A 14225-nucleotide genomic window follows, 5' to 3' on the forward strand; every position below is an offset into this window, starting at 1 on the left:
CGCATGAGCCAGATAGTAAGAGACCTCCGATGAGAGGTCTCTTTGTATTCTGCAGATATTCAAAGCAGTGCTTTACTCAGCCACGCCACCTTGAGTCAATTTGGCTGGATTAAGTAGCCTTTCAAGCGTTTCGCGGTCTAAATCCGTTTCCTCTTCGGCCACATCAATGATGGCTCGTCCTTGTTTGTAGGCTTTTTTCGCTACTTCTGCCGCTTTCAAATACCCGATCACCGGATTTAGTGCGGTGACTAAAATCGGATTCTTGGCTAAAGCAATATCGAGGTTATCTTGTCGAACGTCAAAGGTCGCAATCGCCTTATCGGCAAGGGCGGTCGCACTGTTCGCAACGAGCTCAATGCTCTCCAAAATATTATGTGCAATCACGGGTAGCATAACATTCAACTGGAAGTTGCCAGACTGACCCGCGATGGTGATGGTTGCATCGTTGCCAATCACTTGCGCTGACGCCATGGCTGCGGCTTCAGGAATAACCGGGTTTACTTTGCCCGGCATGATTGATGAACCCGGCTGTAAGCCTTGCAGTTCGATTTCACCCAAGCCAGCCAATGGGCCAGAGTTCATCCAGCGAAGATCGTTTGCGATCTTCATGATCGCAACTGCTGCTGTTTTGAGCTGTCCAGACAGTGCGACGATCGCATCCTGGCTGCTGAGGTTGAAGAAGAAATTGTCGCTTGAAGTAAAGGTGACTCGAGTGGACTGAGTGAGGTTGTCTGCAAACAGAGAGGCAAAACGCGGATCGGCGTTGATCCCTGTGCCAACGGCAGTGCCGCCTTGAGCAAGGGCTTTCACCATCGGCAGTGTTTGTTCAATGGCTTGTTTAGCGTGTTCAATCTGGAATTGCCAGCCGCCCAGCTCTTGCGCGAAAGTGATTGGCATGGCGTCCATCAAATGGGTTCGGCCTGTTTTTACCACGCCTTGCAAAGCTTGCTTCTTGGTTTCTAGGCTTTGGCTAAGATGAGCCAGTGCAGGCAACAACTTGTGTTCAATAGCAAGTGCTGAGCTGACTTGAATCGCCGTCGGCACCACATCGTTACTGCTTTGACCCATGTTAACGTGGTCATTCGGGTTGACGTTGCCGCCAAGCAATTCAGACGCGAGCGTGGCAATCACTTCATTAGCGTTCATGTTGGAGCTTGTCCCAGAACCGGTTTGGAATAGGTCGATAGGGAACTGATCGAGATGTTGCCCATCAATAATGGCTTGCGCAGCGTCTGCAATCGCATTAGCAATATCACCTTCTAGTAACCCTAGTTGTGCGTTGGTCAGTGCTGCCGTCTGTTTGATGTGGGCTAAAGCTTGGATGAAACCGCTTGGCATGGTGTGCTGGCTGAATGCGAAGTTATCGATAGCGCGCTGAGTTTGCGCTTGATACAAGGCATTCGCCGGGACTTTTACTTCGCCCATGCTGTCGGTTTCAATACGAAATTCGGTGGTCATAGTAGGGTTCCTTTCGTTTAATCAAGAGAAGTCTGAATGAGGCGTAATTGTTGTTGTAATTGGAGAAACTTTACGTCGCCATGTTCAAACTGATAGTAGTAACGTTTGAGGCAGAATAAGGGCGTGTGAACCGAATCAAGGCAGACTCGGCGAAATGTACGAGTGCGAGTTGGGTCTTGAATCGCTTCGAGAAGGTGGAAATACACTTGGCGCAAAAACAGTTCGCACAAGAGTAAGTTTTCGTCTTCTGCTTCATGCTCATAGCTGGATGACAACACCATACCCCAATGAATATAGTCATGAATGACGTCGGGCTCAAAGCCACTTGGCGCGGCAAGTTGGAAGCGATCTTGCGCTTTGAAGAAGGCGTTGAATATGTCCTTTCTGCGTTTCATATCTGCCTCAATTGATTAGATAATGATAATTATTATCAATTAAAAATAAATTAGCAACCCTCTATTTTCGGCAAGGCTAGATATAAAAAAGCCGACGCAGTCGCATCGGCAGAAATGGTTGGGTTTTCATCCCGCAGCAAAGCTTATCCGTTGTTTAGAAGGATAAGCAGCGTAATGTTACTCAGTAAACAAGGTTTCGTATTTCACAAATGCTGTTTGTGTTTCGCCGTAGTAAAGCGTGCCTTCGGCTTGGATAACGACTCGTAACCAGCTCTCTGCGGAGGTTGGCTTCGGCAGAGTGATGTACCAGTTTTGGCCAGCTTGATCGGCGCGTGTCATATCAATCGGCTGAGCGTTCTGTTGTTGGTCATCGACTACGGACAGCTTGACGCCTTCCAGCGGATAGGCAGCGTTGAGAGACAGTTCTAGGCTATCTTTTGTCAGTTTTTCAGAACGGAACTTAACTTTAAAATCGCCATTTTCCATGTCACATAGGCCACTGGTGTAACGGCAGTTGGACTTACTCGCGAGCTTGTAAGTTTCCCCTTCTTTAGCGGCATGAGGCTTTTCGCTCAGTGCCATATCGGTACCAAAGTAGGCAATGATAGAAAGGATGGGCGCGATTAACAGGGCGAGAATAAAGTGCTTGTTTTTGAACATCTTGGCTTCCTTGCAACGACATACTGCGAATATGGTAACTGAAAAGTGAGAATAAAAAAGCCCCGGACGGCAGGTTCCAAACGGGGCTTTGTGGTTTTGGTTATATTTTAGTGATCCACTGCGCTACCAGCACCTACCGGTACGCGAACGTGTTCGACTAGGTCTTTCACTTCTTGTGGTGTTTCTGCTGTTACTTTCGATACAGCGAACGCGACGATGAAGTTGAATAAGGCACCAATCGCACCAAATGCGTTTGGCTCAATGCCTAGGAACCAGTTGCTGCCCCAGCTTTCTAGGTAAGTCCAATCTGCGATGAATAGGATACCTTTGTGTTGGAACACGTAGAACAGAGTGATACTGATACCGGCAACCATACCCGCGATAGCACCTTCTTTGTTGATGTTCTTACTGAAGATACCCATCATCAGAGCCGGGAAGATGGAGGACGCCGCCAGACCAAAGGCCAGTGCTACCGTACCTGCCGCAAAGCCCGGTGGATGCAGACCCAAGTAACCTGCGACTGCAATGGCTACCGCCATCGAGATTCGACTCGCAAGCAGCTCTTTCTTCTCTGAGATATTCGGGTTAATTACCCCTTTGATTAAGTCGTGGGAAATCGCGGACGAAATCGCCAGCAATAGACCCGCTGCGGTTGATAGTGCCGCCGCTAGACCACCCGCTGCGACCAGTGCGATAACCCAGTTAGGTAGTTTCGCGATCTCAGGGTTAGCCAGTACCATGATGTCGTTATCAACTTTCAGTTCGTTAGTTGCAGCATCTGATGTGTAGTTGATGTTGCCATCACCGTTCTTATCATCAAAGCCTAGCAGACCCGTTTTCTCCCAGTTTTTGAACCAAGTAGGACGTTCGTCATAAGCCAAGTGTTGGCCCGGCGCAGGATTAACGGTATCCATTAGGTTTAGGCGTGCCATTGCTGATACTGCTGGAGCAGTTGTGTATAGGATAGCGATGAACACAAGTGCCCAACCTGCAGAGGTACGTGCATCACGCACCTTCGGTACAGTGAAGAAACGGATGATTACGTGTGGCAGACCCGCAGTACCTATCATCAGTGACATGGTGTAAACGAACATGTTTAGCGTGTCACCGCGGACTTGAGTGGTGTACTCACTAAAGCCGAGCTCCGTCACCACTTGGTCTAGCCGATCCAACAGATAGACATCGGTGCCGGCCATGGTACTGCCGAGCCCTATTTGTGGAATTGGATTGCCGGTAAGCTGCAGAGAGATAAAGATTGCAGGAATAGTGTAAGCCAAAATGAGTACGCAATACTGAGCAATCTGCGTGTAAGTGATGCCTTTCATGCCACCAAGAACGGCGTACATAAATACAATACACATACCAATCAGTAGACCGGTTGAGTAATCCACCTCAAGGAAGCGACCAAACGCAACGCCAACGCCTTTCATCTGACCGATAACATAAGTGACCGACGCGATAATCAGACACACTACGGCTACGATACGCGCTGTCTTGGAGTAGAAACGCTCGCCGACAAACTCAGGCACGGTAAATTTACCGAACTTACGTAGGTAAGGGGCAAGCAACAGTGCAAGCAGCACGTAACCACCAGTCCAGCCCATTAGGAATACGCTGCCGCCGTAACCCATGAAGGCAATCAGACCCGCCATCGAGATAAACGATGCCGCAGACATCCAATCTGCTGCGGTTGCCATGCCGTTAGCGATAGGGTTTACACCACCGCCCGCGACGTAGAACTCTTTGGTTGATCCAGCGCGTGCCCAAATCGCAATACCGATGTAGAGGACAAACGTCGCACCAACAACCAGATAAGTGATAGTTTTCAAATCCATCTGAGTGACTCCTTACTCATCCACGCCGAATTCACGGTCGATTTGGCGCATTCTCCACGCGTAGTAGAAAATAATACCTAGGAAGGCATAGATGGAGCCCTGCTGAGCAAACCAGAAACCAAGTTTGTATCCACCTAATTGAAATTGATTAAGTACGTCGACAAATAAAATGCCGCAGCCGAAAGACACGACGAACCAGATGACCATTAGACCGATCATGAGCTTCACGTTTTTGTCCCAATAGGCTTTGGCTCTTTCTTCGCTTTCAAATGCCATTGCCGTCTCCTTACGATTGGTATTGTTGTTAATAAAATGTTTCACAATGTACATTAGCAAGGTGTTGGCAATAACTCTTTTCAACTTTAGTCGGGGCGTAAAAAAGGAAAAACGACCGAATAATGGGCGTTTACGGCGAAATCGATAAGATTTGATGATGTTAAAAAGGTGTTAAATTAGCCTAAGGTCTAATGATTTGATGCATAAAATTTTCAATATGTTGCATTGGTTAATCTTTTCTTCATTGATTTCACCGAATCTATACCTAGATTCAACCTTCTCAAGTGATTTGTTTACATAAAGTTTTCGTACCGGAGCACGGTTTTGAGGCACAATAAAGCCTGTGCTTAACTCATCGCGCTTACATCTTAAAGTTGAGGTGATTTAGGAACTTATATGCTTACTCGTTGAGATTGTTTGTAGCTTTTCATTTAGGGAGGGTGAGAATGGACGCAGACACCATTAACAGCTTTTTTCTGATTGGTGCATTACTGATTGCACTGAGCGTTCTTTTAAGCCCCGTGTCCTCAAAATTGGGGATTCCAATCCTTCTCGTATTTCTTGCGGTAGGTATGTTGGCTGGGGAAGATGGCCTTGGCGGAATCTTATTTGATAATTATTCCATCGCTTATTTAGTCAGTAACTTAGCGCTCGCCATCATTCTTTTGGATGGCGGGATGCGAACGCGAGTCGCCAGTTTTCGGGTCGCCTTGTGGCCTTCGGTGTCGTTGGCAACCATAGGCGTAGCCATCACGACATTGTTAACTGGCTTGATGGCGACCTGGTTGTTCGATTTGGATTTATTGCAAGGTATCTTGGTTGGCGCGATTGTCGGTTCAACGGATGCGGCCGCGGTCTTCTCTTTATTGAAAGGGCGCAGTCTGAACGAACGTGTTGGCTCGACGTTAGAAATTGAATCGGGCACCAACGACCCAATGGCGGTGTTCTTGACCGTTACGTTAATTGCGATTCTTTCTAGTACGGGAACGGAGTTAAGCGCCGGCTTTTTAGCGCTCAGTTTTGTTAAGCAGTTTGGTATCGGTGCGCTTCTTGGTTTTGCTGGTGGCTGGGTCTTGTGGAAAGTCATCAATCGCAATCAACTGCCGGATGGCTTGTACTCGATTTTGACCGTCAGCGGCGGCTTGATCATTTTCGCGTTGTCGAACTCGTTAGGCGGCAGCGGTATTTTGTCGATTTACGTCGTGGGTTTATTGCTGGGTAACCGTCCAACGCGCAGCCGTCATTCGATTCTGCATGTATTAGATGGTATGACGTGGCTAGCGCAAATTGGCATGTTCCTCGTGCTTGGTTTGTTGGTTACGCCGTCGAACTTGCTGAGTATTGCGGTGCCAGGCTTGGCGCTTGCGTTTGGTATGATTTTGTTTGCCCGTCCTATTTCCGTGTGGATTGGACTGCTGCCATTTAAGAGCTTCACGCCACGTGAAAAGTGGTTTGTCTCTTGGGTTGGTTTGCGTGGCGCGGTGCCAATCATTCTTGCGGTATTCCCTATGATGGCTGGTTTGCCAGACGCGCAGCTGTACTTCAACTTGGCCTTCTTCGTGGTTATGGTATCGCTGATCGTTCAGGGCGGTACGCTGACCAAAGCGATGTCGCTTGCCAAGGTTGAGTTGCCACCAAAGCCTGAGCCAATCTCTCGCACTGGTGTGGAGATTTACCCAACCAGTGAGTGGGAACTGTTTATCTACCGATTGAAAGCGGATAAATGGTGCATTGGCGAACCGCTGCGTAGTTTGTCGATGCCTGAGGGCACGCGCATTGCGGCTGTTTTCCGTAATCAAGAACTGCTTCACCCATCGGGCAGTACCAGGTTGGAAGAAGACGATACCCTATGTGTATTGGCTCAAGAGAAAGACTTAGCTGCACTGAGCTTGTTGTTCAGTGAAGCGCCGGAGAAAGCCTCTCTGACTCGTTTCTTTGGTGATTTCTTCTTAGATATTGAAGTGAAGCTGGCCGACGTGGCGATGATGTACGGTTTGAATTTGGGCGATGAACTGCAAGATAAAACCTTGAGCAATATTGTTGAAGAACAGCTGGGTAGCACGCCTGTTTTGGGCGACCAGTTTGAATGGCAAGGATTGCAATGGGTAATCGCGGACGTGGTGGATCACCAAGTGACTAAGGTTGGTTTACGTTTACCCAATGAAGAAGAGGAAGGGGAAGAGGAGGACTAAGTCCTAATCATTCATTTCCGTTAACATGATGACGGCTTGCGTGCGGTTCTTCACGCCGAGCTTGCGGAAAATCGCCGTCATGTGTGCTTTGATGGTGGCTTCTGATACATTCAACTCGTAAGCGATTTGTTTGTTCAGCAAGCCATCAGACAACATCCCCAACACTTTGTATTGCTGTGGCGTTAGCGCGGCAATCTTCTCTGCTAAATCATTACACGCTGCGTTATTGGTGATCAGCCCTTCAGGGAAGTATGGGTCGCCATTGAGCACTTGGTTGAGTGCATTGACCAGTTCACGCATATCACTCGATTTCGGAATAAAGCCAAACGCACCATGGCTCTTCACTTGACTCACCACCGTTGGCTCTTCGCTGGCGGATACCACGACGATAGGCAAATCTGGGTATTCCGCTCTTAAGTGGATAAGCCCTGACATTCCATTAGCCCCAGGCATTTTGAGATCCAACAGCACCAAATCCGGCTCTTCCTCTTTGGAGAGTAATGCAAGCAGGGCATCAAGAGAGTCTGCTTCAAGCAGATTGGCACCACTGACAGCCATGTGTACCGATTGGAACAATGCATTACGGAAGAGAGGGTGATCATCGGCGATGATGATGGTGTAGGTCGAATCCATGACGTTAAACACTTTTGACTATTTCGTTAAATGAATTATTGTCCAGCTTTGAGAAGGTGGACAATATTTATTCGCTAAAAGTCTGAACCAAATCGACTTTTATTAGGAAAATTGCATATAGCCGCATTTTTCTCATTCAAATCTGTGCAACAAAAAACGCCAGCGAAAATCGCTGGCGTTTGAATGATGTGATATCAGAATCGATTGATGTGCTCTAAGAAAGGCTCGGCTTGCATAAAGCCAGTTAAACGAGCGTTTGAAACGTGTTCGCCTTTCGCATCCCAGAATTCGATGGTCGGCAAACCCAGTACGTTCATGTGTTTGAGTAGCTCAATATCTTGCACTTGGTTTTTGGTGACATCCGCTTGCAGTAACACAAAGTCTTGCAGCTTAGCTTCGACTTTTGGATCGTGGAAGGTGTACTTCTCAAACTCTTTACACGCTACACACCAGTCGGCGTAGAAGTCGAGCATGACAGGTTTACCTGCTGCTTTCGCTAGCGCCAGTTGCTCTTCAAGCTCGGCCACATTAGCAATGCGAGTAAAGCTAACCGTTGTTTGCTGTGCTTGGGTTTCGTTATTGCCAAACCAATAATTCAGTGCTGGTTGCGCGGAGGCGAACAAACCGAGGACGGCAATAATGCCAATTGCGCTTTGCTTCCAGCCACCAAACTCCAAGCTGTTTTTGATGTGATACAACCAACCAAATGCCGCGATACCGAGCGCAGACCACAACGCCGTCGACCACATTTCTGGCAAGATACGCTCAAGCAAGAAGATTGGAGCTGCCAGCAGAATGAAACCAAATAGTGTCTTCACGCGGTCCATCCAACCGCCAGCTTTTGGCAGCAGTTTGTTGCCAAATACCGCCACGAGAATCAGCGGAATACCCATACCCATCGCCAGTGCGTAAAGCGCAATACCACCAGTCAGCAAGTCACCACTTTGTGCAACGTAGAGTAGTGCGCCCGACAGAGGTGCTGTGGTACACGGTGAGCACACCAGACCTGAGATCGCACCCATCGCGAATACGCCTGCGCTGCTGCCGCCTTGCTGTTTGTTACTCAGGTTGTTTAGCCACGTTTGTACACTGCTTGGCAATTGCAGGGTGTACACACCAAACATGGAGAGTGCCAACGTGACGAATAAGATACTCAAACCAATCAACACATATGGGTGTTGCATCGCTGCTTGGAACTGCATGCCTGCTGATGCCACCACTAAGCCGAGAAGAGTGTAAGTCAGCGCCATGCCTTGCACGTAAACTAGGGATAAACCCAGAGCGCGGCGTTGGCTGAGTTTCCCGCTGCCAAGTACGATGCTGGTCAAAATTGGGTACATTGGCAGAACACATGGCGTAAACGCTAAGCCTACACCAAGAGCTAAAAACAGCAGCGGAGTCCACCAATTGTCAGCAAGGTTCGCCGCGAGGCTGTCTTGCTCAGTGACTGGTGCTGGAGTGTTGTTTGATGACACTGACGTGCTCGCCGTTGGTGATGTCGCGCTTGTTTGGTTGTTGTTTGCTGTCGATTGCGTTGGTTTTGTTGCGACTGCGGAATCAGCAATGGAAGCCGTAAAAGCGTCTATTGGAATGATGCGAGTTTCTGGCGGGTAGCAGAATCCAGCCTTTGCACAGCCTTGATATTGCACGATCACGCGTGCACCTTCTTGCCACTCATCAAGCGGTACATTCACAAATAAAGGCGTGGTGTAGATATGCACATCACCGAAAAATTCATCTTTATGTGGCGTGCCGTTTTCCATTTGCAGTTCGCCAAGAGAGATGTTTTCACCAGACACAGACAAGCGCTCTTGATACAGGTAGTAGCCGTCTCGTACCTGCCAATCGAGCATCAATTTGTCGTCTTGTTGGTAGAAGTTAAACGGGAACGCTTGGTCGACCGGAACAAAGCTGTCGTTGCTGCTACCAAAGCTGTTGTTCTGGCTATTGTTAAACTGGTCTTTGCCAAATAAAGCTAAAGACGGAGTGGAAAAGGTAATGAGCCCTAAGAGTAAAACGGAAAGTAATGCGCGCATAAAAGGTTCAATTCATCTTAGATAATTGCCGTTAGTGTAACTCAATCAGACCCGCAGGCGAGTTAATAAGTTTCATCCAAGTGAAGATTTGTTAAGCAATACTCAAGGCGCAGAAAAGAAAAAAGGGAGCCGAAGCTCCCCGAGTAAGACTCTGTTTCTACTAGATCAGTAGACCACCGAATGCGAAGCCAAGTGCTACCGCTGATGCGATGGTGACCACGCCTGGAACGAAGAACGGGTGGTTAAATACGTACTTACCGATACGAGTTGAACCCGTGTCATCCATCTCAACCGCAGCTAGTAGCGTTGGGTAAGTTGGTAGTACGAATAGCGCACTTACTGCTGCGAAAGACGCAACCGCTGTTAGTGGCGCTACACCGATTGCAAGTGCTGCAGGCATAAGCGCAACGGTAGTTGCACCTTGAGAGTAAAGCAGCATAGACGCGAAGAATAGAACAAGTGCTAGCATCCATGGGTAGTCAGCTAGTAGTGCACCAGCCACTTCTTTGATGCCATCAACGTGCGCGTTAACGAACGTAGAGCCCAGCCATGCCACACCAAGAACACACACACACGCGGTCATACCAGAACGGAATGTCGCTGCTGCTGGGATTTTGCCAGCATCAATTTTACAGCTCATTACGATCGCCGCGGCTGCTGCCAGCATTACTGTCATGATTGCTTCGTTACGACCCAGTGCTGGGTTCTCGATTAGACCCACTGAACCAGAGATAGCCGCTGCGTAGCATACGACGAAAGCGATAGCGCCAAGGAAGATGAACGTCGCTTTTTTCGCAGTTGGTAGGATTTCGCGTTTTGCTTCTGTGTTTAGCTTGATTAGGCCTTTCTCTAGACGCTCTTGGTATTCAGGATCGTCTTTTAGCTCACAGCCCATGAAGTTCGCAACGAATGCACCGATCATACAAGCGATGAACGTGGTTGGAATACAGATCGCAAGTAGCGTTAGGTAATCCACACCAAACGGATGCAACATTGCAGCAAACGCCACAACTGCTGCTGAAATTGGCGACGCTGTGATAGCGATTTGCGATGCCACAACCGCGATAGACAGTGGACGAGAAGGACGAACGCCTTGGCCTTTCGCTACTTCTGCAATAACCGGTAGAGTAGAGAATGCTGTGTGACCTGTACCAGCCATTAGTGTCATTAGGAATGTTACGATTGGCGCATAAAAGGTGATGCGCTCAGGATGTTTACGCAAAAAGTCTTCCGCAACTTGTACCATCCAATCCAAACCACCAGCCACTTGCATTGCTGCGATAGCCGTGATTACAGACATGATGATCAAAATTACGTCAACAGGAATGTACGCTTGGCTTGTCGGGACACCCAAGATCAAAGACAACGCAATGACCCCAGCACCACCGGCAAAACCAATGCCGATACCGCCGATTCTTGCCCCCAAATAGATGAAGAGCAGAACCACGAAGAGTTCGACCATGACCATATTGATACCTCTTTAGTTTTTTATTTGATTCTGATTTTTTGAACACTCAGGAACAGGAGTAAATGTTCAGAGAATCAGAACCCAGCGGCCTACGGCAATAAAAGCTTATTAAAAATGTGGTTACCGTGAAAAAGCCTAAAAAAGGGGCCTGGATGGCCCCCCTTAGCTTCAATGCTTACTCGTAGCGTTTCGCTTTGTAAGTAGGATGCATGAAGTTTTCAACTGTTAAGATTTCATCAAGTTCTTCTGCAGTTAGCAGGCCGCGCTCAAGTACGACTTCACGAACACTCTTACCAGTTTCTGCACAAATCTTACCGACAATGTCACCTTCGTGGTGGCCAATGTATGGGTTTAGGTAAGTTACGATACCGATTGAGTTGTAAACGTAGTTCTCACAGATTTCTTTGTTTACAGTGATGCCGTCGATACATTTATCACGTAGGTTCACACACGCATTGTGTAGTAGAGAGATAGACTCAAACATGCTTTGTGCGATAACCGGTTCCATTACGTTTAGCTGTAGCTGACCGCCTTCTGCTGCGAAAGAAACCGTGTTGTCGTTACCTAGAACTTTGAAGCAAACTTGGTTTACTACTTCTGGGATAACTGGGTTTACTTTCGCTGGCATGATTGAAGAACCTGCTTGCATTTCAGGTAGGTTCAACTCGTTTAGACCTGCGCGAGGACCAGAAGAAAGTAGACGAAGGTCGTTACAGATCTTCGATAGTTTCACTGCTAGACGTTTTAGCGCGCCGTGAGTCATTACGTATGCACCACAGTCAGAAGTCGCTTCGATTAGGTCTTCTGCAGGTACAACGTCAAGGCCAGTTACTTCCGCTAGGTGTTTCACTGCTAGAGCTTGGTAACCAGTTGGTGTGTTAAGACCAGTACCGATTGCGGTTGCACCTAGGTTGATTTCTAGTAGGAGTTTAGATGTGTAATCTAGAGCACGAATCTCTTCGTTTAGCGTTACAGCCCAAGCGTGGAACTCTTGACCAACTGTCATTGGTACTGCGTCTTGAAGCTGAGTACGACCCATCTTCAATACGTCTTTGAATTCAGTTGCTTTAAGATCGAATGCGCCTTTTAGGTATTCAATCGCTTCCATTAGTTTGTGTACGCTGTTGTAAACCGCGATACGGAAACCAGTTGGGTACGCACAGTTAGTAGATTGGCTCTTGTTAACGTGGTCGTTCGGGTTGATGAACTCGTATTGGCCTTTTTCTTTGCCCATCAGTTCAAGTGCAACGTTCGCGATAACTTCGTTAGTGTTCATGTTAACGGAAGTACCCGCGCCGCCTTGGAATACGTCTGAAGGGAACTGATCCATACACTTGCCTGTTTCTAGGATCAAATCACACGCTTCTAGGATGTAGTTAGCAACTTCTTTAGGAATGGCGCCAAGTTCTTTGTTCGCCAACGCCGCTGCTTTCTTCGTCATCACCATGCCGCGTACGAACTCAGGTACGTCAGAAATAGTTACGTTAGAGATGTTGAAGTTTTCGATCGCACGTAGGGTATGAATGCCGTAGTACGCATCAGCAGGGACATGACGTTGACCTAATAGATCTTCTTCAATACGAGTGGCTTGGTTTGCTGTTTTTGGAGCATCAGATAGGGTAGCCATAGCAGGATCCTTAGATGATAATTCTGATAATAAAGTTATTTATTAGCCATTTCTGCAATCTAGAATCCATTCATCAGAATTTTTGGCTGGAAAATCCGTCCTGACTTATGTGGCACATCATACTGCACCTAGCGCATAAAAATAGTAACTAGATCACCTTTTTCGCTTTTCATGAGTCAATAATTTGCAAAGTATGAACGGGTTATTAATAACCCTTTGTGGGTATTCAATTTTCCTCGACAAACATGGTTTTTTAGAGTTCGAAATTGGCACTTTTCAAGCACGAAAAAATCGGTATGCGCACAAATGCAACGCATAAATGTATAGCGTGTTTTCGCAAAGTTTGCCTGTGTGTTCGCCTGAATAAAAAAGCCATGAGTATGAACACGCTTTTTTACAACGATTCGTTTGAGGTTACTTGGCTTTTACCATTACACTGAATTAAACAAAGGAGGGCGTGTGTTTCCTATCTTATTATTGGCGTTTATTTTCGTCCCAATCATTGAAATTGGCTTATTTATTCAGGTGGGGGGCTTTTTAGGTCTCTGGCCAACCATCGCATTAGTGCTGATCACGGCATTTGTCGGCGCGTCATTAGTGCGCAGCCAAGGTATTCAAACCTTGATGTCTGTTCAGGGCCGTCTTGAACAAGGCGAAATTCCAGCACAGCAAATTTTTGAAGGTGTGATGCTAGCGGTTGCCGGTGTGCTATTGCTGACACCCGGCTTTATGACCGACGCGTTGGGTATGGTGGTATTGCTGCCTGCGCCGCGTGCCGCGATTGCGAAATACTTGATGAGCAAGATGGTCGTCAAAACCATGCATAGTGGTGGCTTCCAAGGTGGTTTCTCAAACCAAGGGCCATTTGAGCAAGATCCATTTCATCGTGACCCGTTCGATTCTCGCTCGGACAACGGCAACACCTTCGAAGGTGAATACGAGCGTAAAGACGACGATGATCGTAACAAGCTCAACTGATTGAATCAGTGAATCAAGAAAAAAAAGGGCGCATTCCGCGCCCTTTTTTGTGTCTGGAATTCGTTGAGCTTACAACGCCCCTTCAAAGCCCATTTGACGCCAGGCTTCAAAAGCAATGATCGCAACGGCATTCGAAAGGTTCAGGCTGCGCGCGTCTGGCATCATTGGGATGCGAATACGCTGTTCCATTGGCAAGCCTTCAATGATCTCTGCTGGTAGGCCGCGAGTTTCAGGACCAAACATCAACACATCACCTGCTTGGTATTGCGCATCAACGTGGTGACCTGTGGTTTTGGTGGTGCAAGCAAACAGACGGTAATTGCCTTGCTTTTCTTTATCGAGATATTCCAAGAATGCTTGATAGTTCTTATGACGCGTTACGCGAGCCAAATCGTGATAATCCAATCCTGCGCGGCGGACTTTTTTCTCTTCCAGATCGAAACCCAGCGGTTCAATCAAATGCAGGTTTGCACCGCAGTTGGCACAAAGTCGAATGATGTCAGGAATTATTGCTACCTAAATATGTTAATATTTTTAGGTTTAAATTAAAAAGTATCTTTAGAACAGGTTTTTAGTAGCTAATCATTTCCTAAAGAAAGCCACCTAAGAAAAAAAGTGTATAATTGAACACACAATTGGCGTAAGTTTAAGCGCTATCACTAATCCA

General features: G+C 47.4%; 12 protein-coding genes. 2 read left to right on the forward strand and 10 right to left on the reverse strand.

Features of this window, described 5'->3' with window-relative positions; translation table 11 throughout:
- Positions 1-72: 72 nt before the first annotated feature.
- From NL646_RS19325 to NL646_RS19345, 5 genes are all read right to left on the reverse strand, one after another.
- Complete coding sequence (locus NL646_RS19325; RefSeq protein ID WP_021449804.1) at positions 73-1458, reverse strand: lyase family protein; 1386 nt, start codon at positions 1456-1458, stop codon at positions 73-75.
- 17 nt (positions 1459-1475) lie between these two features.
- Complete coding sequence (locus NL646_RS19330; protein WP_005458016.1) at positions 1476-1853, reverse strand: hypothetical protein; 378 nt, start codon at positions 1851-1853, stop codon at positions 1476-1478.
- 177 nt (positions 1854-2030) lie between these two features.
- Positions 2031-2513, reverse strand: coding sequence for a hypothetical protein (locus NL646_RS19335; protein WP_005458018.1), 483 nt, complete (start codon positions 2511-2513; stop codon positions 2031-2033).
- Between the two features lie 107 nt (positions 2514-2620).
- On the reverse strand, positions 2621-4348 hold the full coding sequence (locus NL646_RS19340) for a sodium:solute symporter family protein (protein WP_140170231.1): 1728 nt from the start codon (positions 4346-4348) through the stop codon (positions 2621-2623).
- A 12-nt stretch (positions 4349-4360) separates the two neighbouring features.
- Positions 4361-4624: a DUF4212 domain-containing protein gene (locus NL646_RS19345; RefSeq protein ID WP_005458022.1), complete on the reverse strand. Its 264-nt coding sequence runs from the start codon at positions 4622-4624 to the stop codon at positions 4361-4363.
- A gap of 446 nt (positions 4625-5070) precedes the next feature.
- Between NL646_RS19345 and NL646_RS19350 the strand changes: the two genes are divergently transcribed.
- Positions 5071-6816 (forward strand): potassium/proton antiporter, encoded by a 1746-nt coding sequence (locus NL646_RS19350; RefSeq protein WP_169608549.1) that lies wholly within the window; start codon positions 5071-5073, stop codon positions 6814-6816.
- A gap of 3 nt (positions 6817-6819) precedes the next feature.
- Here NL646_RS19350 and NL646_RS19355 read toward each other — a convergent pair whose 3' ends face one another.
- From NL646_RS19355 to aspA, 4 genes are all read right to left on the reverse strand, one after another.
- Positions 6820-7449 carry a response regulator transcription factor gene (locus NL646_RS19355; RefSeq protein ID WP_017449376.1) on the reverse strand — a complete coding sequence of 210 codons (630 nt, stop codon included), beginning with the start codon at positions 7447-7449 and terminating at the stop codon, positions 6820-6822.
- Between the two features lie 194 nt (positions 7450-7643).
- Positions 7644-9485, reverse strand: coding sequence for a protein-disulfide reductase DsbD (locus NL646_RS19360; protein ID WP_030000089.1), 1842 nt, complete (start codon positions 9483-9485; stop codon positions 7644-7646).
- Positions 9486-9645: 160 nt separating this feature from the next.
- Complete coding sequence (locus NL646_RS19365) at positions 9646-10953, reverse strand: anaerobic C4-dicarboxylate transporter (protein WP_005457503.1); 1308 nt, start codon at positions 10951-10953, stop codon at positions 9646-9648.
- 175 nt (positions 10954-11128) lie between these two features.
- A complete protein-coding gene (gene aspA, locus NL646_RS19370; protein WP_005460458.1) occupies positions 11129-12580 on the reverse strand; it encodes an aspartate ammonia-lyase in 1452 nt (483 codons plus the stop codon).
- A gap of 459 nt (positions 12581-13039) precedes the next feature.
- Between aspA and NL646_RS19375 the strand changes: the two genes are divergently transcribed.
- Positions 13040-13558: an FxsA family protein gene (locus NL646_RS19375; RefSeq protein ID WP_140130261.1), complete on the forward strand. Its 519-nt coding sequence runs from the start codon at positions 13040-13042 to the stop codon at positions 13556-13558.
- A 69-nt stretch (positions 13559-13627) separates the two neighbouring features.
- Here the strand turns inward: NL646_RS19375 and NL646_RS19380 are convergent, their stop codons facing one another.
- Positions 13628-14068, reverse strand: coding sequence for a tRNA (cytidine(34)-2'-O)-methyltransferase (locus NL646_RS19380; RefSeq protein WP_253664600.1), 441 nt, complete (start codon positions 14066-14068; stop codon positions 13628-13630).
- Between the last annotated feature and the right edge of the window lie 157 nt (positions 14069-14225).

Source organism: Vibrio sp. Y20_XG_PY13, from assembly GCF_024181925.1.
GTDB lineage: Bacteria > Pseudomonadota > Gammaproteobacteria > Enterobacterales > Vibrionaceae > Vibrio > Vibrio parahaemolyticus.

Coding starts and splice junctions, on each gene's coding strand:
- NL646_RS19325 (WP_021449804.1), bottom strand. CDS start 1,458: ATGACCACCGAATTTCGTATTGAAACCGACAGCATGGGCGAAGTAAAA.
- NL646_RS19330 (WP_005458016.1), bottom strand. CDS start 1,853: ATGAAACGCAGAAAGGACATATTCAACGCCTTCTTCAAAGCGCAAGAT.
- NL646_RS19335 (WP_005458018.1), bottom strand. CDS start 2,513: ATGTTCAAAAACAAGCACTTTATTCTCGCCCTGTTAATCGCGCCCATC.
- NL646_RS19340 (WP_140170231.1), bottom strand. CDS start 4,348: ATGGATTTGAAAACTATCACTTATCTGGTTGTTGGTGCGACGTTTGTC.
- NL646_RS19345 (WP_005458022.1), bottom strand. CDS start 4,624: ATGGCATTTGAAAGCGAAGAAAGAGCCAAAGCCTATTGGGACAAAAAC.
- NL646_RS19350 (WP_169608549.1), top strand. CDS start 5,071: ATGGACGCAGACACCATTAACAGCTTTTTTCTGATTGGTGCATTACTG.
- NL646_RS19355 (WP_017449376.1), bottom strand. CDS start 7,449: ATGGATTCGACCTACACCATCATCATCGCCGATGATCACCCTCTCTTC.
- NL646_RS19360 (WP_030000089.1), bottom strand. CDS start 9,485: ATGCGCGCATTACTTTCCGTTTTACTCTTAGGGCTCATTACCTTTTCC.
- NL646_RS19365 (WP_005457503.1), bottom strand. CDS start 10,953: ATGGTCATGGTCGAACTCTTCGTGGTTCTGCTCTTCATCTATTTGGGG.
- aspA (WP_005460458.1), bottom strand. CDS start 12,580: ATGGCTACCCTATCTGATGCTCCAAAAACAGCAAACCAAGCCACTCGT.